General features: G+C 46.3%; 20 protein-coding genes. 12 read left to right on the plus strand and 8 right to left on the minus strand.

The genetic code is table 11. The features are described from left to right. Positions 1-5 precede the first annotated feature (5 nt). From ACMUEV_RS21470 to ACMUEV_RS21485, 4 genes are all read left to right on the plus strand, one after another. Complete coding sequence (locus ACMUEV_RS21470; protein WP_190647700.1) at positions 6-719, plus strand: DUF429 domain-containing protein; 714 nt, start codon at positions 6-8, stop codon at positions 717-719. Between the two features lie 3 nt (positions 720-722). Continuing rightward, on the plus strand, positions 723-1,136 hold the full coding sequence (locus tag ACMUEV_RS21475; protein ID WP_190647699.1) for a DUF2752 domain-containing protein: 414 nt from the start codon (positions 723-725) through the stop codon (positions 1,134-1,136). Positions 1,137-1,273: 137 nt separating this feature from the next. After that, positions 1,274-1,525, plus strand: a complete 252-nt coding sequence (locus ACMUEV_RS21480; protein WP_190647697.1) for a hypothetical protein — start codon at positions 1,274-1,276, stop codon at positions 1,523-1,525. Between the two features lie 95 nt (positions 1,526-1,620). Further along, a complete protein-coding gene (locus tag ACMUEV_RS21485) occupies positions 1,621-2,685 on the plus strand; it encodes an aromatic ring-hydroxylating oxygenase subunit alpha (protein ID WP_190647695.1) in 1,065 nt (354 codons plus the stop codon). On the opposite strand, the gene ACMUEV_RS21490 is transcribed toward ACMUEV_RS21485, so the two are convergent. Further along, on the minus strand, positions 2,679-2,879 hold the full coding sequence (locus tag ACMUEV_RS21490) for a hypothetical protein (RefSeq protein WP_190647693.1): 201 nt from the start codon (positions 2,877-2,879) through the stop codon (positions 2,679-2,681). The genes ACMUEV_RS21485 and ACMUEV_RS21490 overlap by 7 nt on opposite strands. On the opposite strand from ACMUEV_RS21490, the gene ACMUEV_RS21495 reads away from it, so the two are divergent. The 3 genes from ACMUEV_RS21495 to ACMUEV_RS21505 all read left to right on the plus strand — a co-directional run bounded on the left by ACMUEV_RS21495 (position 2,879) and on the right by ACMUEV_RS21505 (position 5,818). After that, on the plus strand, positions 2,879-3,388 hold the full coding sequence (locus tag ACMUEV_RS21495; protein ID WP_239741306.1) for a hypothetical protein: 510 nt from the start codon (positions 2,879-2,881) through the stop codon (positions 3,386-3,388). The two genes, ACMUEV_RS21490 and ACMUEV_RS21495, sit on opposite strands and share 1 nt — an antisense overlap. A gap of 39 nt (positions 3,389-3,427) precedes the next feature. Further along, the gene (locus tag ACMUEV_RS21500; RefSeq protein WP_017287193.1) at positions 3,428-4,315 is read left to right on the plus strand and encodes a hypothetical protein; all 888 of its coding nucleotides are present in this window, start codon (positions 3,428-3,430) and stop codon (positions 4,313-4,315) included. A 216-nt stretch (positions 4,316-4,531) separates the two neighbouring features. Then, positions 4,532-5,818, plus strand: a complete 1,287-nt coding sequence (locus ACMUEV_RS21505; protein WP_017287192.1) for an aminotransferase class I/II-fold pyridoxal phosphate-dependent enzyme — start codon at positions 4,532-4,534, stop codon at positions 5,816-5,818. A gap of 103 nt (positions 5,819-5,921) precedes the next feature. On the opposite strand, the gene ACMUEV_RS21510 is transcribed toward ACMUEV_RS21505, so the two are convergent. Next, on the minus strand, positions 5,922-6,827 hold the full coding sequence (locus ACMUEV_RS21510; protein ID WP_190647691.1) for a HEAT repeat domain-containing protein: 906 nt from the start codon (positions 6,825-6,827) through the stop codon (positions 5,922-5,924). A 68-nt stretch (positions 6,828-6,895) separates the two neighbouring features. On the opposite strand from ACMUEV_RS21510, the gene ACMUEV_RS21515 reads away from it, so the two are divergent. After that, positions 6,896-7,327: an SRPBCC family protein gene (locus tag ACMUEV_RS21515; RefSeq protein ID WP_017287190.1), complete on the plus strand. Its 432-nt coding sequence runs from the start codon at positions 6,896-6,898 to the stop codon at positions 7,325-7,327. Here ACMUEV_RS21515 and ACMUEV_RS21520 read toward each other — a convergent pair. From ACMUEV_RS21520 to ACMUEV_RS21535, 4 genes are all read right to left on the minus strand, one after another. Next, complete coding sequence (locus ACMUEV_RS21520) at positions 7,324-7,908, minus strand: hypothetical protein (RefSeq protein ID WP_017287189.1); 585 nt, start codon at positions 7,906-7,908, stop codon at positions 7,324-7,326. The genes ACMUEV_RS21515 and ACMUEV_RS21520 overlap by 4 nt on opposite strands. Positions 7,909-8,010: 102 nt before the next feature. Beyond that, positions 8,011-8,949 carry a branched-chain amino acid ABC transporter permease gene (locus ACMUEV_RS21525; protein ID WP_017287188.1) on the minus strand — a complete coding sequence of 313 codons (939 nt, stop codon included), beginning with the start codon at positions 8,947-8,949 and terminating at the stop codon, positions 8,011-8,013. A gap of 202 nt (positions 8,950-9,151) precedes the next feature. After that, positions 9,152-9,775 (minus strand): phosphoribosylglycinamide formyltransferase, encoded by a 624-nt coding sequence (purN, locus tag ACMUEV_RS21530; protein WP_225885708.1) that lies wholly within the window; start codon positions 9,773-9,775, stop codon positions 9,152-9,154. 82 nt (positions 9,776-9,857) lie between these two features. Further along, positions 9,858-10,712, minus strand: coding sequence for a type IV pilin-like G/H family protein (locus ACMUEV_RS21535; RefSeq protein WP_190647688.1), 855 nt, complete (start codon positions 10,710-10,712; stop codon positions 9,858-9,860). A 344-nt stretch (positions 10,713-11,056) separates the two neighbouring features. Here ACMUEV_RS21535 and ACMUEV_RS21540 point away from each other — a divergent pair, with 344 nt between their 5' ends. Beyond that, positions 11,057-12,100 carry a glycosyltransferase 61 family protein gene (locus ACMUEV_RS21540; protein ID WP_190647686.1) on the plus strand — a complete coding sequence of 348 codons (1,044 nt, stop codon included), beginning with the start codon at positions 11,057-11,059 and terminating at the stop codon, positions 12,098-12,100. A gap of 111 nt (positions 12,101-12,211) precedes the next feature. Then, a complete protein-coding gene (locus ACMUEV_RS21545; protein ID WP_190647684.1) occupies positions 12,212-13,138 on the plus strand; it encodes a carbohydrate ABC transporter permease in 927 nt (308 codons plus the stop codon). Between the two features lie 122 nt (positions 13,139-13,260). On the opposite strand, the gene ACMUEV_RS21550 is transcribed toward ACMUEV_RS21545, so the two are convergent. Beyond that, positions 13,261-13,434 carry a hypothetical protein gene (locus tag ACMUEV_RS21550; protein ID WP_017287183.1) on the minus strand — a complete coding sequence of 58 codons (174 nt, stop codon included), beginning with the start codon at positions 13,432-13,434 and terminating at the stop codon, positions 13,261-13,263. Between the two features lie 238 nt (positions 13,435-13,672). Here ACMUEV_RS21550 and ACMUEV_RS21555 point away from each other — a divergent pair, with 238 nt between their 5' ends. Further along, on the plus strand, positions 13,673-13,921 hold the full coding sequence (locus ACMUEV_RS21555; RefSeq protein ID WP_036044499.1) for a hypothetical protein: 249 nt from the start codon (positions 13,673-13,675) through the stop codon (positions 13,919-13,921). 23 nt (positions 13,922-13,944) lie between these two features. On the opposite strand, the gene ACMUEV_RS21560 is transcribed toward ACMUEV_RS21555, so the two are convergent. Beyond that, positions 13,945-15,309 carry a DUF2157 domain-containing protein gene (locus ACMUEV_RS21560; RefSeq protein ID WP_190647682.1) on the minus strand — a complete coding sequence of 455 codons (1,365 nt, stop codon included), beginning with the start codon at positions 15,307-15,309 and terminating at the stop codon, positions 13,945-13,947. Between the two features lie 236 nt (positions 15,310-15,545). Here ACMUEV_RS21560 and ACMUEV_RS21565 point away from each other — a divergent pair, with 236 nt between their 5' ends. Further along, positions 15,546-17,714, plus strand: coding sequence for a pentapeptide repeat-containing protein (locus ACMUEV_RS21565; RefSeq protein ID WP_190647680.1), 2,169 nt, complete (start codon positions 15,546-15,548; stop codon positions 17,712-17,714). Positions 17,715-17,998 lie beyond the last annotated feature (284 nt).

The raw sequence follows: 17,998 nt of genomic DNA on the forward strand, positions 1-17,998 counted from the left end.
TTTTTGTGAGATGTTTGGGGATTGATTTAGCCTGGAGTGCAAATCCGAGCGGCTTGTGCTGCTTGGAATTTGTCAATCAGGAATTGGTTGTGTGTGATCTGCGTCGGGAAACTACGATCGCTGATATTTTCGATTGGCTCGATCGCTATTGTCCGACTGATGGAATTGTTGCAGTTGATGCTCCCACCCTGATTCCAAATCAAACCGGGAGCCGCGTTCCCGATCGCTTAACGCACAAGTATTTTGGCAAATATCATGCGGGAGCTTATCCGGCGAATTTAGGTTTAGCATTTGTCGATCGCACTTTAGAAGTCGGTCTAAGTTTAGAAGCGCGCGGATTTGAACATGCGCCAACGATTAAAGCTCAAGTGCCAGGGCGTTATCAAATCGAAGTGTTTCCGCATCCAGCTATGGTTCATTTGTTTGGGTTAAATCAGATTCTGAAATACAAAAAAGGAGCGATCGCCGATCGCAAACTGGGATTAGCCAAATTGAGGCAATTGATCTTAGAGAAATTACCTCACATAGAACCGCGATTAACCATTACAACGCTGCCTGAAATTCCAACTAAAGGCACGGATCTTAAAGCATTAGAAGACCAACTGGATAGTTTGATCTGTGCTTATGTTGCTGCGTATTGGTGGTATTGGGGAACTGAAAAGAATTTAGTTTTGGGCGATCGAGAATCGGGCTATATTGTAGTACCTACAGCCATTTGAGTTATGTTTGCTGCATTGGTGCGATCGCGAAAAATCGGACTCGGAGTAATCGGACTCGGAGTACTGCACTTGAGTCTGATTACATTAGGGCTACCGAGTTGGCAATGTCCGATTCGGCATGGGTTAGGTGTGCCTTGTCCAGGCTGCGGATTGTCTCGCGCGACGATCGCGCTGATGCAGGGACACGTTCATCATGCGCTAGAAATTCATGCGTTTGCACCGATCGTGTTGCTCAGTGGCGGATTGATAATCAGCGCGATCGTGTTACCTCACTCAAAACGCTCAACACTCGTTCAACTCCTGGAGCAATTAGACTATCGGCATCGTTTGACGATTCTATTAGCAGGGAGTTTCTTAGGCTATTGGTTAGCTCGATTGTTGTTTTCTAGAGACGCACTTTATCAGCTCGTCATGTAACAAATTAGACATACAGCAACATACGCTCTGAAACTACATCAAATTTCTCTCGGCGATGATGAAGTAGTTTAAACAACACGGTCAAGTTAGCACTTATATGGTTTTATTACTAAATAGTTTGCTTGAGGAGCGTGTGAATGGAACCTTTAATCGGGCTAATTGCCATTGTTGCGTCGATTACAAGTTTGGTGTGTTTGATTCTTGTTCTGATCAAACTCTTTCCTGATAAGGGTGTGGGTTGGGGAATCTTCGGGATTATTTGCGGGATTTATACATTCATTTGGGGCTGGCAGAACGTCGATCGCCACAACCTCAAAAACATCATGATCATTTGGTCAGTCGCGATCGCTGCGAATATTCTCATCCGTATTCTGGCGCGCGGTACTTGAGGACAGTAATTCTCAACTTGAAGTTAAGGGGGAAGGTCTGCCCCTTTTTTTGTTGCTAGGATGAGTCACACGGATTCCAGAGGAAGAATTAAGTGATGCTCGAACTGGCAAATACACTTTCCACATCATTACAGGGTCAGACTATCCAAAATCGAGTTCGCGAAGTTGGAATTAACCCAAATTATTGGTACGCCGTCGCCTGGGCGCATGATTTGAAAGCCGGAAAGATTTTACCCATCCGCATTTGGAATCAATCGATCGCGCTGTATCGTGATTCTCAAAACCAAGTGCAAGCCGTCGAAAATGTCTGTCCCCACAAAGGCGTTGCGATGGATAAAGGCAAAGTGCAAGGCGATGCGATCGTCTGTGGCTACCACGGTTGGGAATTTAACGGACAAGGCGAATGTGTTGGAATTCCCTACTGGAATCAAGGGCAAAAGCTTCCCTGCGCTCAGATGAAACCCTTTGCCGTTCAGGAAAAATATGGCTTGATTTGGATTTTCCCCGGCGATCGTGCTTTAGCTGCAACCCAGTCCCCTCCTCAAATCCCTGAATACGACGATCCGAATTGTCTGATGATTCCGCTTGGGGCTGCGTTCAAAGCCCACTTCTCGATTTGCAACGAAAACACGATGGATGTCTTTCATGGCTACCTCCATCAAAATTTACAAGGCTGGTTTGATCCTGTCCTGATCAAGCTTGGCGAAACTGAAGAATCGATCCTTGCGGAGTACCGGGTTTCTTATCGCGGGTTTCTCACAAAGCTACTTGGATTTAGCAAAGATGGCGGCATTACAACCAAGACAATTTCGATCGATTATCAGTATCCAAATTACATTAATAAACTCGAAAACGTCTCCTCACTCTACTTGATGCGACTGCCCATCTCCCGAACTGAAAGTCGATCATTTGCATTGTTCTTTTTGCGACTTCCGATACCAACCTGGTTGCTCAATCCACTCCGTCGAGCATTGCAGCCGCTAATCTTACATCTATTGTTCTTGCCATTCCTGCATCAAGACATTGAAATGATCGAATCCGAGCAGGAAAACTATCTCAAAGATCCTCAGCGTCGCTATGTTGAAGTGAATCCTGCGATTATTGCCGTTCAGAGATTGATTGTGAAACAGTACGATCGCTATCGGAACACCGATCAATAAAATTTTTCTCCTTTCATTGCAAAGTACTGCGATCGCGTGAAATTCGATTTAAATCCTTCTACATTAACAAGGAGCCTCTGAATTTTGTAGCGATCGTAGCCATCTCTAACTTGGGTCGGTTGCAACAAAATAGGCAACAGCGTAAATCGATCGTATAGTCCAATTTCCAACACTCCATATGAGACACCAAGCATTGACTTTCACAAATTGGCGGCGTGGGATCGTCGCCATGATGTTAGCGATCGCCTTATTCATTAGCGGCTGCACAGCAAAAGAACCTTCTCGTTTTGCAGAAGCCCAGAAGGAAAGTAACCAACCCGGTGTCGTTGCAGTCAAGAAAGATGCAACCCAAGGCAGCCAATTTAACAAGTATTTCCCGAAACCGGGTGCAGGATATGAACGGGTTTATACCCAAGAGAAAAAAGGATTTGCTGAAGCCAAATTGAAGAAAGACGGAAAAGATTTGGCAATGTTGTCGATCTCGGATACCTCCAGCCTGCCCGCTGCTGCTGCAAAGTATCAAAACACAACAGAGAAGATTAACGGCTTCCCCGCCATGACGATGGGAAATACCCAAACGGGAGTCTTGGTTGGCAAGTATCAAGTTAAAGTGCTATCGCGTGATCCTGCCTTTACGAAAGCCGATCGCGAACAGTGGATCTCGAAATTCGATCTCAAAGGACTCTCTCAGCTCAAAAGCTAAGATGAGCCTCGCTTCTGAAATTTTCATCATAGGTTGTTTATGAGTAAACCGATTTTTGAACTGGTAGACGAACTTCCCACCGGGGGCACGACGGTCAAGGCTTTACATGCACTGGACTTTCTCGTTCCTGGACAATGGCAGAATCTCACTGGGTTCACCAATACCATTCGCGTTGTCACAGGCGAAACCGACGAGAGCATGATTCAAGCGATCGGGGAACGCGCTGTGTATCTCTACAACGACGAATCCCAAGGCTATCAGCGGGCAATGTGGCTTTACCAAACAGTCGATAATGCCGCAGGTGCGCTAGGAGCGGCAGCGCTGGCAAATAAAGTCGGTCAAGATATCTCTTTCTTGGGCTTTTTGAGCAATCTCACTCCGAAACCCGAAAAAGCCCAAAGCATCGACCTCTGCGTCAAACTCGTCGTCGAACTCGTTGCCTTCTGCCAAATTAATGGAATTCCAGGCGACAGCATTGGAGATTTTCTCGCGTCTTTAGGAGACTACAGCGGCGAATCGCTGATGCGGATGGCGGCATTAGTCAGTTTTGACGGATTGATTCCTTTAGGGGGCGATTTTATCCAGAAGGGGCTGTCTACGATTAGCAATACCACCCCTCAAGAATTGGAGAAGAATCAATCCTTCAGCAGCGTCCAATCTTTGATCCCTGGCAATGATGCGGCTGGAAAACTAGGATTTATTGGACAGAGTTTTGATTCGGTGAAAGGTTGGATGGGCGATTTTGTCTCTTCCCGCAATTTGAGCCAGCAAACCCTACTCGATCGCGTTCGGGGGGTTGTAGACGTTTCTGCTGACAAACTCGACTATGTGGGCGCATTTCTCGATGTTGCCGTGAAATACTACACCCACACGGGAACGCAAACTCTTGCACGCCGTCTCGTAGAACGGGCAGTCGCAGAAATCTAGAGGATTGACTTCCTCAGAAACGGCGATCGCACACCGAATTGCGATCGCTGTTTTTTTTGGATTTCTATGAGTCCTGATAAGCTGTTATCACGTCTTAATAATTTGAGACATGCCAATCAGAATTGCGCCTGATTTATGAGCGAAATTCATCATAGGCAAATATACTGTTGAGTCAGAAGCAAATTGCGAACGTCATGCAGGTGAGAGGAGTAAACTGTGCAAGTTGTTAAGGAATATGTGCGGCGTTGGTATGAAAGTGAACTCGACCCGGATGAGTATCTCTGTCATCAACGCCAGGGAAACATGGTGGAAATTGAGGAGGCTGAAACCGGGAAACGACGCACAGTTCTAACGTTTTGCACGAACGATGTGCTGGGCTTGACTCAAAATGAAGCGGTGAAGCAGGCTGCGATCGATTCGATTTTTCAATACGGCACGTCAAACAGTTCAACTTCGGTGTTGAGTGGTCGCATCGATTTGCACCGCCAGCTTGAAGATGAGGTCTCGAAATTTAAGCATTTGCCTCATACGCAGCTTTTTCTGAATGCTTGGATGGGAATGCAAGCGTTGATGGATGCGTTTTGCCATTTAGCGATTCCGGTTCCAGGGTTTGAACATACTCGTGAGACTCTGATCATGACCGATGTGCTGAATCACGGCTGTATCGTGTCCGCTCTGGCTCATGCGGGAACTCGCTCTGGGAAACTTTTCGGCTATAGTCCTAGAGTTCGAGTGAAGGCGTTTCGCCATTGCGATATGGAAGATTTGGCGCGCAAGTTAAAGCGCTATGCTCAGCCGGGCGATCGCATTATGGTCGTGTCCGATGCCGTCTTTTCAATGGATGGCGATATTGCTCCATTGCCAGAAATGATTGAAATTCTGTCGAATTATCCTGACAGTACGCTGCTGATGGACGAAGCACACGCAACAGGCGCGCTCGGTAAGACAGGACGCGGAATTTATGAGCATTTTGGCTTGAAGCCGCAAGATGCGATCGATCGCGGGATTAATCCGTTAATTCTCTCGACGTTTGCAAAATTCGGCGCTTCAGTAGGAGCGGCAATCAGTACGCATGTGGCGGAGTTGAAGCCGTTGATGAACTGTTCGCCGACTTCGATCGGGACTTGTTCTCTGGCTCCACCTTTGACGGCTGCTGCGTTGCAGAGTTTCCGGGAAGTCCAGAAGGAGCCTGAGTTGGTTTCGCGGTTGCAAGAAAGCACACGCTATTTGCGATCGCGCTTGGCGGCTCAGGGATTTGAAGCGATCGGGGAAACGAATGTGGTTCCAGTCTTGCTTCCGCCTGAGATGAATCCGAAGATGTATGCGCGGGAGTTGCTCGATTTGGGAATTTGGGTGTCTCCGATCTGGTTTATTGCGAAGCCAAGAATTCGGATTACCGTGAATGCGCTGCATACTCGCGAGGAGATGGATCAACTCGTCGCTGGAATGGTGAAAGTGCGGGAGATGATGTACAAGCAAGAAGCTGCAACGATTAGCGCTTAGTTCAAAATTCTTGCAACGATTAAGCCCCCTAGTTTTTCTAAAGACTGGGGGGCTTAGTTTTTGAATGATTTCAATCAATTCGGCTCCTGGGAGCACGAGTGGATCACACTCTACTTGGCTTTTTTACTTTTTCTAACATTTGCTGCGCAACTTGTACCGAGGGAGGCTTGCCATACTGCAATTTTAGGTTTTGCAGGGCACGGTTGGCGGCTTTTGTCACACTACCTGACGGACTCCGCAACGCTTGTTCCAGATACGGCAGAACTTCCTGAGATCGAATCGATCCCAACGATTGCACAGCATACACCCGAACTTTCACATCAGAATCATTGGTCAGTTTACCGAGCACCGGAATCGATCGCTCAACATCCCCCCGCATCGGATGAGCGCTGACAATCCGACCTAACGAGGTTGCAACGTGACTCCGCACGATCACATCCGAATGAGTCGCATACTGCATGAGTTTTGCCAGATGCTTCAGGTCTTTCGATTGCCCCCAAGCCAGGATCTCTTGCGTCAAATCTTCGAGCTTGCCATCATTCGGGCGTTTCGGGTCTTGAATGGTCGGCGGAATCACCACCTCAGCAATTTCCGCTCTCGGTTCCATCAACGCTTGCCGATCCGGATCTTGAATCACCGGAGGAAGCACAATGTCTTCAACTTCATCTCTCGGCTCGATCGCGCTGTCAACGTCGAATACTTGCGCTACAGGTTCAGAAATTGGCTCACTCCCTGATTCCTCAGCCACAATTGGTTCAGATTCCGCTTCTGGAACACTTGGCTCAGAAATAGGTTCTTTAGGCACTTCAGAAACAACCGATTCAGATTCAACTGATTCTGAGATGACAGGTGTTATCGGTTCTGGGATACTCGGTTCAGTTTTAGCAGGTTGAGTCGTCAATTCGATCTCATCCTCTTGCTTGGTCGATTTCTCAAATCGAGCCACCCCAAAAATCACGCCGCTAATCACTGCCATGAAAGTTGCGATCGCAATTAAACTCTGAACCATAATCCCAATCCTTGCAATTCAGCCTTAATATTTTGTCTTATGTAGGCGCAATTGCTGGATTTTTTAACATGTCTGAATGGTTAGAGCATACGGTTCAAGTCGAAGTCGAACAGCCGATTGACCGAGTTTGGCAACTTTGGGCAGATGTAGAGCAGCTCCCTAATTGGATGAATTGGATTACCTCGGTGCAAGTTTTAGAGAATCAGCCCGAACTCTCACGCTGGACGCTCTCAACCGCAGGATTGCAATTTAGCTGGAAGTCGAAAATTACCAAACAAATTCCCAATCAAATTATTCAATGGGAATCGATCGATGGTTTGCCCAATCGCGGAGCCATTCGATTTTACGATCGCGCGACCAGTACAATTGTAAAAATGACCATTTCCTACGCAGTGCCTGAATTGCTCGCGCGGGTGATGAATACACCCTTTGTCGGTCGTTTTGTGGAATCGACCATTCAGGCAGACCTCGATCGATTTCGAGACTATGCCATGCGTTAGCCGCGATTGCGTTCTAACAGAATCATCATCATCAAACTCAACAAAATTTGAGCCTGTTCGCGATCGCTGATTTGATCAACTTGATGAATGATAAATTTGCGCGACCAGAACGTTGGACGCTTAGATAATTTCATCACCGTTCCTGCACCCGGACGGTTCACAAGATAGGTCGGGTTGAACAAGTAACCCGTGAAAAAGTTGCCGAAAGGTAACTCAGACAACAATGAGTCGATCACCTTAATCCAAGGATTTTCTTCTTCGATCGTGAACACAATTTGATCACCATCAAACACATCAAAATGCGCCTTCCAAATCGATCGCAATCCCCGACGCTTGACGGCTCCAACGACCATGCCGCTGGGATCTGAGAAGTTATAGCGGGCTGAAAAATCGATAATTCGATCGGCTTTAATCGTGAAGAGTTCTTGCGATCGCTGGGTATCAGCGAAGACGTTGATCACTTCCTTGAGGCGGAAGAGTTGCTGACGCACATAGAAATAGGGGTTTCCTTGAGCGTCAGCGATCGTCATTTGAGGAGTCAGCGACCAGAATTTGAACGTTAGTTCTAAAGGGTATTGCATATTCAAAGATTGAGAAGACTGTGCCTAGTGTCCCCAAATTTCTCGATTCAAATCATTGAAAACCGTGCGGCTGAGATTTTCTCAAATCTAGAGAATAAATTACTAGGTCGTACCTTTGAACAATCCCTGCGGACGGAACAACAACACCAGCACCATAATAAACAAGGCAAATCCGAGTTTGTATTGAGCCGTAAAAATGCGCGTATTGACGATCACATCGACGATCGGATTTCCAGCCCAAGGCGTTAACAAATCCGAAATTCCCGCACCAACTTCTTGAGCAATCCCAATCACCAAACCGCCCGCGATCGCACCGTACGGATTGCCAATGCCCCCTAAAATCACCGACGCAAACAACGGCAAAATCAAGAACCATCCCATATTCGGACGCACCGCCTCAACCAGCCCCAACATACTTCCGCCCAATGCCGTCATACTGCCTGCAATCACCCAAGTCCAGATCACGACTTGATCAACATTGATTCCCGTCACTCGTGCTAAATCCAAATCATCCGCGACTGCCCGCATTGCCTTGCCGATTTTGGTGTTTTGCAACAGATAGTGCAATCCGGCAATAGCGACGATCGCTAATAAGATCACTAATATCCGGTTAAACGAGAGCGTAATTCCCAGAAACGACAAGGCTGGATTCACGGCAAGATTGTATCGTTGATTCCCGCCGCCCCAAAACAAAATAATGCCGTTGCGAATAAATAATGCCAGCCCGATCGAAATAATAATCAAGGTAGTCGCTGTGGCGCGTTTCTGTCGCATCGGTTCCCAGAGTAGCTTTTCGCAAATCAGGGTGACTCCAACAGTCGCGATCGACGAAAGAATCATCGCAATCCAAATATTGATGCCGAACGCATTCAATAACAGCGTGAAGTAGGCTCCCATTGTCATGAAATCGCCATGTGCGAAATTCGATAAACGCAGAATTCCATACGTCAGCGTCAGACCGACCGCAGACAGGGCGATAATACTTCCAACCGAGATTCCGTTGACAATTAATTGAGCCAATTGAGCAAAAAACGCATCCATTCGCGGCACTGATAACGCAATAACGCTAGATTGTGCCTGAATTAGGCGGCTTTGGAAAGCGTTCTGAAAAATTGGCAATAAAAAAGCAGTCCCTACCCGGTTTGGACTGCCCTTGTGTTAGACGATGAGCTTCTCAATCTGTACATATCATGCCGTCTCAAAACGGCATTCACATCATCCTTAAGACTGATGAGAATGGGCATCAGTGGGAGGCCTGTATCGCAGCGATCGCAATTGCAGCAGGATAGATTTGATGTTCTTGTGCATGAATGCGAGCCTGCAATGCTTCGACGGTATCGTCTTCGAGTACAGGAACAGCGGCTTGTATGATAATTTTGCCGCTATCGACTTCTGGAACCACTAAATGAACCGTGCAGCCTGTGATCTTAACTTCTGCCTCTAGGGCTTGATGAACCGCCCGATTTCCTTTAAAGCTCGGCAACAAACTCGGATGAATGTTCAAAATCCGATTCGGAAAAGCATTGATCAATACAGGCGTAACAATCCGCATCCAGCCTGCCATAATCACCCATTCGACTTGATGATCTTTCAACGTGTTGACGATCGCTTGATCGAGGTCTTCTCGACTGTCGAATTCTCGATGATTCAGCAAAACGGATGAAACGCTGAATCGGTTGGCACGTTCAGCAACTTTGGCATCGGGATTGTTATAAATCACGACTTGAATGTCTGCATTCAAGTGCCCATCTTGGATCGATTGTGCGATCGCTTCAAAATTACTCCCACTGCCTGAAGCCATCACGCCTAATTTCAGCCGTGGGTGCGGTGGGAATTCAGAATGGTCAGGAGAAATCAGCGTAGCCATGAGAGCCATCTCGGAAAGTAGCGTCTCAGTTTAGCGTGGTTGGTGCAATCGTATCTAGAAACTCTTTGTTAAAACTTCACCGTTAAAACTTCACCGCTTCCGAACCAATGCCGCAGACCGCTCGACTATCGTTTGACTCAAAAGGAGACCCCAGACGTGGAGGCGGTGGAGCAAATAAAGAGGGACGAACAGACTGACAAACCGTAGTCGATGCAAAATCAATTTTGCGCTCAGTGCCTGTGACGACCACACTGATATAGCTCTTGAGATTGGCTTTTTTAGGACGAGCAATGATCGTGATTTGCTTCGGCTGAGTTTGAAGCTGATAGCGGTAGTTTGCAGTATTGTTCGTCGGCAATCCCAATTGTTCTAATGTCGTTGGAAATTTGCCAGATTCGACAGTCGAGAACAATGCGGATTGAGCTAACGCCTGCATCACGATGCGTCCTTCTGCTTCAGACGATTGTGCAGCTTGAGTAAATTTTGCAGCATCTAACGGCTCGATCGCTCGATCGCTGACTTTCTGCATTTTGGTCTGATCGGTGAACTTTGTCGGACGTGGTTTTCCTGGATTCGTATCGCTCATTTGAATCTGCAGCGTTTGCGGATCAGGCAAATCCGCGATCGTCAAAACGGGTTCTTTCGCATCCGGAATCGTGATATCCAGATGCATCGGCTTTGTCGTTGCATCGACTTTATAGTTTACGGTCGTGCCTGCAAGCACAGTCGGCTCAGCGCCATTCATTCCAAATACCATAACGAGCTTCCCTTCTGGGGAAAATAAAAAGCTCATCGGATATTTGTCGTTAAATGTGCCTTGCCAGCGTCCAGCGATCGACGAAGGTTGCACAGCTTCTGTGGTCGGCAGAGCCATTACACTTTGCGAGATCAAAACGACACCGATCAATCCACTCATCCAGCCTATTGTTTTCATCATTCTTTTTCCCTAAACCGTTGCCTGCCCCCATCTGCGGAGGTCTCGATAGCCTTCCCGTTGCAGATTTTCCTCTGAACGGGCTTTGCCATCCAGATTGTACTTTCTGTAACCAACTCCGACCGGAAAATCCATCGCGACCCAAAGCTACAGAAGCAGTGTTTTAAAGGAATTGGATTGCGAAGTCAATCTAGAAGTTTTCGAGACTGTGATTTTTTCGTTAAAACGGCGGTTTTGTCTTCCACCGAGTTTTTTCGTTCCGAATCCAAATATATGAGCATACTATACGGAGATATTTTGATGTGATTATTTACATCCGTACATCAGTGCATGGAAGGAGTATTACAATGCTCAATCTAGCTCTTCTAAATCAACGAGGATTGCGTCTTCTAACGGGTCGTAAGACTTGCGAAGATCTGTGTGTCAAGCAATGGACTCTTTCTCCTTCAAAGAAGTTCTTCTCTCCTTCAGCCATCTATTTAGACGGGGAATTACATAAGGTGACGAGTGTTCAAGAAGACACAACTTACACTGCTGAACTGCAAAGAGTTCAAGAGGGTGTGAAGGAATATGCAGCGACTATCGTATACCAATTGCAGGATGTGACAATTTACGATGGGTATATGTACAAAGGGGCAATGAAGTATCCGCTCACAACCGCTAAGGAATCCTTTTTTAGATCAGGGGAACTAGAAAATATTCCTGAAGCTGCCCTAGCCTGTACTTTTGTCGGCAATCTATATTTTGGTCATTGGGTCAGAGATGATTTAACCTTGACCTTGGCAGCGCAACAGTTTGCACAAGCGGTCAGAACCGCTCAAAAATTAACGAATCATCAACAGGAATATAGCCATCTTCTTAACATTCACAGTACTCCAGTGAGTAAAGCCAGAATTAAGGAATTGACCATTTTTGAAGATTTTGGACAAAATCAATATAAACGTGAACGGTATGAATACATCCGCTCTAAGTTCAGCACCTTGTCTTCCCATCAAACGGTTGAAGGAGTCATGTTGCTGCGCGGAAATCCTAGAATCCAGCGACTCCTAGTCAATGAGAATCAGATCGCAGAATTTCTCAGAAATCAAGGTTTTATCATTGTCGATCCTGAAAAAACCTCTGCAACTGAGATTGTTCGCCAAACTCTGGGTGCGAAAATCGTGGTTGGAGTTGAAGGGAGCCAATTGGCACATGGATTATTCACGCTGAGGGAATCCGGGGCAATTTTAACGCTGCAACCTCCTTATCGATTTAACAACGTCTATAAGGAATGTGCAGATTGCCTAGGACTCAAATATAGTTTTGTGGTTGGCAAACAGGTGGCAAATGGATTTGAAATTAACCTAGAAGACTTAGCCAGAACTCTTGATATGATTAGTGCTCGGAGTTAAATAAGCTATAAGACTTAAGATTGAAAGCATCGCACTCAGCACGAATCCAGCCAATGTTTTGCATTGTCTAACTTCTGTCTTAAAGTAGTCCTATTCATTGGCTCGATCGTTATGCGTTTACCCCTTAACGCCAAAGTTCCTAGTGATTCCAGATTTTCACGCCTGCTCGATCGAGATACAGTTGCAGCCTGGGTTTTCCTTGCTCCTGCATTGATTTTGCTCGGAATTTTCGTGCTGTATCCCATTGCATATTTATTTTTTCTGAGCTTTACGACCGATAGCTTTACACGAGCAGGAATGCGCTGGATCGGATTGCGAAATTATTGGCGATTGCTGCTCAGTCCCGATTTTTGGCAAGTTTTGGGGAATACGGTTTACTTTACGATCGCAACAGTTATTCCAAGTCTAGTTCTACCGTTGGGATTAGCTGTGTTGCTAAATCAATCCATTGCGCTGCGAGGATTGCTCAGAGCCGCTTATTTCATTCCTTCGATTACTTCACTTGTTGCAGTCGGTTTAGGATTTCGCTGGCTCTTTCAAACCGATGGAATCGTGAATGATGGGTTAGCAGCGTTAAATATTCCTGCGGTTCCTTGGTTGCAAGATACGTTTTGGGCAATGCCTGTGCTGATTCTGCTGAGCATTTGGAAGCAGATTGGATTCAATATGGTCGTGTTTTTGGCGGGATTGCAGACGATTCCGATCAGTCGATATGAAGCGGCGGAACTCGATGGAGCTAATGCTTGGCAGCAGTTTCGCTATGTGACTTTGCCAGGATTGCGTCCCACGATCGTATTCGTCACAGTTACCACAGCCATTTTCACACTGCGAAGTTTTGAGCAGGTTTATGTGATTACAGGCGGTGGTCCTATGAATTCCACCAATTTGCTCGTTTACTTTATTTACGATCAAGCGTTTGCTCAATTTGATTTTGGCTATGCAGCGGCAGCGGCAACAATTCTGCTGATTGTGGCGTTGCTGTTGGTCTATTGGCAACTGCGATCGCTGCGTGAAGCGGAGCGACCGAATGAGGAGTGAAGTTGCTGAAGATTGTGAATCGATCGTCAATCGCTTTGATATTGCGAAGTAGGGAGTGGGGAGAAACCAGATGCAGATTGCTCCCTAGCTCCCTATCAGATTGATTGGTGTGAACGACTCAATTAAGCGTCGGGAAACGTCTGCTTAAATTCGTCAATCAAAATATCCATTTCTTCGAGTGCTTGATTGACATCAATCCGCAACGTGCCTAAATTCGGTTGCTCCATCAGTTTCAGCAATGATTCTCGCTTACCTTCGATCAGTTTTATCCGTTCTTTAATTGTTTCTGCGTCCATTCCTGAAGCTCCTATTTATCGATCGTGTTCAATTGTTAAGCATTCTTCAATTTTAGTCAGATTTGCGAGAAAACGGGCAATTCCCGATGGGTTCTAACTTTGCGTATTTCTACCTTTTGGTAGATTAAATTTGTCTAAAAAAATACACCGAATCTTTATATAAAGCGTTAGGAGAAATCCGGTTGGCGGGTAAAGTAATGTGTACTGTCCCGATAGTATCCTCCTCCAAATAATTGGTATGACTAGAAAAAAACACCCCCCGGTCTGGATTGTCGTGTTAGTCTGTAGCGCTGCTGGTGTTGTGTTGGGCGGGTCTGCAAGTTGGGCAGATAGCAATCAGTGTATGCAGGAAAAAGTTGTTACTGATCAATGTCTGACTCAAGATCCATTGAAGAAAACGAGTGAAGGAATGATTGCTGGAATGGTAGCGGGAGCGGGAGCCGCAGTAGGTGCAACTTGGAGCCAACGCAAGCGATCGCAAGAATAAAAATTTTTCCGATATATTGCCGCTTAAATTCTCCCGCTCATAGGAGATTTGGGCGGCTTCTCTGATTTGTAATCGGATCGCGCGATCGCCATCGAATTCATATTTGAGCGCAATCGAGATTCAAACCAGAGTCCAGCTACGATAGCGCTTACGCCACAGACAACGCAGACTAGAGATTTCATGAAAACTGTCGTGTCATACTCCAGCAATCGACTCACAATCTGCAAACCCAATAAGAGAATTCCAAACCAAAACGCGCGACGTTTTCCATTGCTTAAACTGGTTCGCACAGATCCAAGTGCAAGTCCAATCAGCAGCACATTGAAGAGAATTGGCGCAAAAATCGGCAAGGGCTGAATGCGCAAATGCCAGAAGTTTACGATCGTACTGAATCCAATGCTGAATCCAATTCCGATGGTATTGAAATTCATCAATCTGACGTTCCTCAGCATATACAGCCATTGTCCGATCGCAATTCCTGCAAACAAAACAACACTCGGCAGCGATCGCCATTCTGGAATTCTGGTGTACCACGTCAGACTGCCATTCCAGACCCAATGAAACGAAAACCAGAAGAACAATCCGCCGAGAAATAACACGGCAAGTTGACGCGCGATCGGTTGAAATGATTTGCCAGAACTCCACAGCGAATCATCATATGACCACAGCAATGCCGCCGGAAGAATGCTCAAGAGCGCAGGTAAAACGCTTGCTTTTGTAACAATTGCCGCTAAGCTGCTCAACAATGCAGAATGAATCGCGATCGCACTCAGTAAAAAAATCGCTCTCGATCGACACCAATACGCCAACGGCAAAAACAGAATTGCAGACACGATCGGCATTTGCAATCCGATCATTTCGATGCCCGTGGGACTGAAATAGATTTGACTCCAACTTGTCCAGTAGCCAATTCCGATTAAAGCGATCGCCAAAATTCCTAATCCCTTGAGTTTTAAACCGTAAGCGATCGCTAAACATCCAATTCCCCAACCCAAAAATAGAGCAAATCCAGTCACGTACTGCGCCAGATTTGCCCCCAATGCAACTGCGCCAAAGAGCAGCAATATTTCCCCAAATCGCTGATACTTCGAGCGTTTCCAGAGTGCCAGTCCACCGCCATTCAGCCCAAAGAAGAGTCCGAGTAACAGCACGCTTCTGCCGAGATGCGAAATCCCGTTCCAGTTTGCAACAATGAACGTGACGACACCAATTCCAATAAAACTCAACCCTAATCCTAATAAGACTAGAGTGAAGCGACTTGCGTGATCGACTTGATCGAACTGATAGCGATCGCTGAGTTTTTGAAATTGCGACTCGGAGATGTCACCATTCGCTCTCCAGTGCTGCGCCTCTTGCCGCAACTGTCGCCGAAATTTTTCAGAATGCATAAACCAATCGAGAAGAGTCAAACAAACCGGGGAAATACGGGGGCTTCTCTCAGGTGAGGCGACCTGATCTCAGTAATCTCCTCAGATTATGGCATTTGAGAAATCGGGGTGGGGAAACTTTATGCGATCGTTAACATCGCAAATCTCGCAAACGCCCAACCCCTCACAGCAATGTCCTTGCAAGCAACATGACCGAGATCTGGTATAAGTAGCGATCGCAGTCTCTAAAATTTGTTGTGCAATCGTTCCTTGCTCTGCTGTTCGCGATTTTGATTCTGTTCGTTCCAGCACTCCCGACTCAGGCAGCGCAATTCGAGCGAACGCCTTTGACATTGGAATTATTGCAAGAACGATTGCGTACGCCGATTCCGAGTGAAGGAACGCGCATGGTCGATCTCAAACGCATGACAATCGATCTACGCCCCGAAAATTCAGCCTTCCGAGATCAGTTCTATCGACTGGTGCAAGCACAGCTTCAAACGCCAGGCGTGCCTGTCGGATTGGATTTAAGCAATTCAGTTATTGATGGAGACTTTACCACTAGCAAACTGGGATTGCGTGCGCCCCTGTATGACGGAGAAGCCTTATCTAAGTTATTCACCCCGACAGAACAAGAGCAACTGAAACGCGATCGCCGACGCTTATATCGATTAAGCACCCTTTCACAGTCGCTTTTAATTACTCCAAAATCGGTCGAAACCGCAGCACCACTTCAACTGACAGTCTTTCGTGCGCCCTTGAAACTGGTGCAAACGCGAGTCAACGGCTTTGCCGACTTCTCGAATACTTTTTTTCTCAATCGCGTCGAAGCCCAAGGCACACAATTTCCCGCTGGAGCTGATTTTTCTCAAACTCGTTTTAGTCTACCGATGAACTTTGCGAGTGCCAATTTTGGGCGAGAAGTGCAGTTCCGCAATGCGATCTTTTTTGCAAAATCAGAATTCAATCAAGTTCAATTTCGGGGCAATGTGAACTTTCAAGGTGCAGAATTCCAAAATACGGCAAATTTCAATCAAGCCACGTTCTATCAGCCTGCGAATTTTACGAAAGTGCAATGGCAAGGCAATGCCGACTTCGCTCAGACCCGATGGCGTGACCAAGCGCTCTTTAGTAAAAACAAATTTAGTCGATCGCTCTTTCTCACCGATGCCACGTTTGATCAAGCGGTCTTGTTTCGAGAATCTCAATTTAATGGATTCGCCAATTTACGCGGCGCAACCATTCTCGATCGTGCTGATTTTAGCTATTGCAGTTTCATGAATGGCACATATTTGAACGTTCCAGGGCTGCGATTCGATTCAGATAAAGCAAAAATTTTGGGCGACCCTGGGCAAATTGGGCGCGTTATTACCGTTCCAACCTTGCAAGGCAATGAGAATTTATTACGCGAATTGGTGCGAAATTTCCGCAAATTAGAACAGATCTCGGATGCGAATCAAATCGATTACATGACTCAGAGTTTGCGATCGCGCCAGCTTCAACGTCAACTGTTTGGAACCGATCTCAATACCGCCTCTCTACTCCAGTTAAAAAACATCGGATTTAGCGAAGTCCAAGCTGATGCAATTATTCAACGCCGCTTAGAACAACCATTTCGGAATTTGCCCGAATTACTCACACTCGATCCCGTTGGCATTGCCACTTACATTAATGTTCGCGATCGCGTGATTGCTGCTGATCCATTACCGCCCGTGCGAAATTTTTGGCGCAAAATTTCGACGGGAGTGCGTTGGCTGAGTTTAAATTCGCTGCTGCTTTTGACTCGAAATGGCACCAGTTTTTGGCTGATTTTCGGTGTCGGTTTAATTACAGTTGCGTACTTCAGTGTATTATTTTGGACTGTGGATCGCGCTCGAAGACGGCATCCAAAAGCAATTTTGCCGACCGTCCCTGAGATCATTTCCGTTCTCAGTTTCTCGATCGTGCTGTTTTTACTCGGGTTGACCGCAATTTTTCAATCGGCTGACCGCCCGTTGATTACGCTCGTGTGGTGGTCGATCGTCGTGATCCCTGTGCCGTTAATTTTATTAGGGCTGCTCTATCGCCAAGGTCGCTATCACTCCTTAATGGAAACCAGCTACTTTGCAGAAGAAGGCACATTACGACAGTTGAGAATTTTAATCGGACGCTTGCCAACCATTCCGAGATATCCCTTATTTCGAGAACGCTATTTACCGCTCTTGTGGGATCGTCGGTGGAATTGGCTCAATTATTTCGACTTTAGCTTCAACAATTTTCTTCGATTCGGCTTTAATGATATTCGCGTTCGAGACGAGCATCTACCCAGCGTCGTGTCGATTCTCGTTTGGTATCAGTGGTCGCTTGGCACCCTGTACATTGCGTTGTTATTGTGGACTCTCTCACGGACGATTCCCGGACTGAATCTTCTGATCTACTTTAAGTAGAATAGAGCCGTAATTTTCTACTTTTGGAGGAGCCATTTTCAAAAAAAACGAGCCATTTAATTCTTTACTTCTAAAATCAATGCAGCCCTCGATCGCACAAATTTTAGAGGGCAAGCTAAAAAATCTGGCGTTGTCCAGTTTTAACAGACAAAATATGGGAAATATTGATAACATTCTGCTTTCAGCGATTGGCTGAAAGCAAGAGATCTTTCAATAAAAGCGCCCATTCGGGCTTTATTGCATACAATACAAAGTCCGAATTCCTGTGAGCGATTGTTTTTTGT

This window comes from Leptolyngbya sp. FACHB-1624, assembly GCF_047649235.1.
Lineage (GTDB): Bacteria > Cyanobacteriota > Cyanobacteriia > Leptolyngbyales > Leptolyngbyaceae > Leptolyngbya > Leptolyngbya boryana.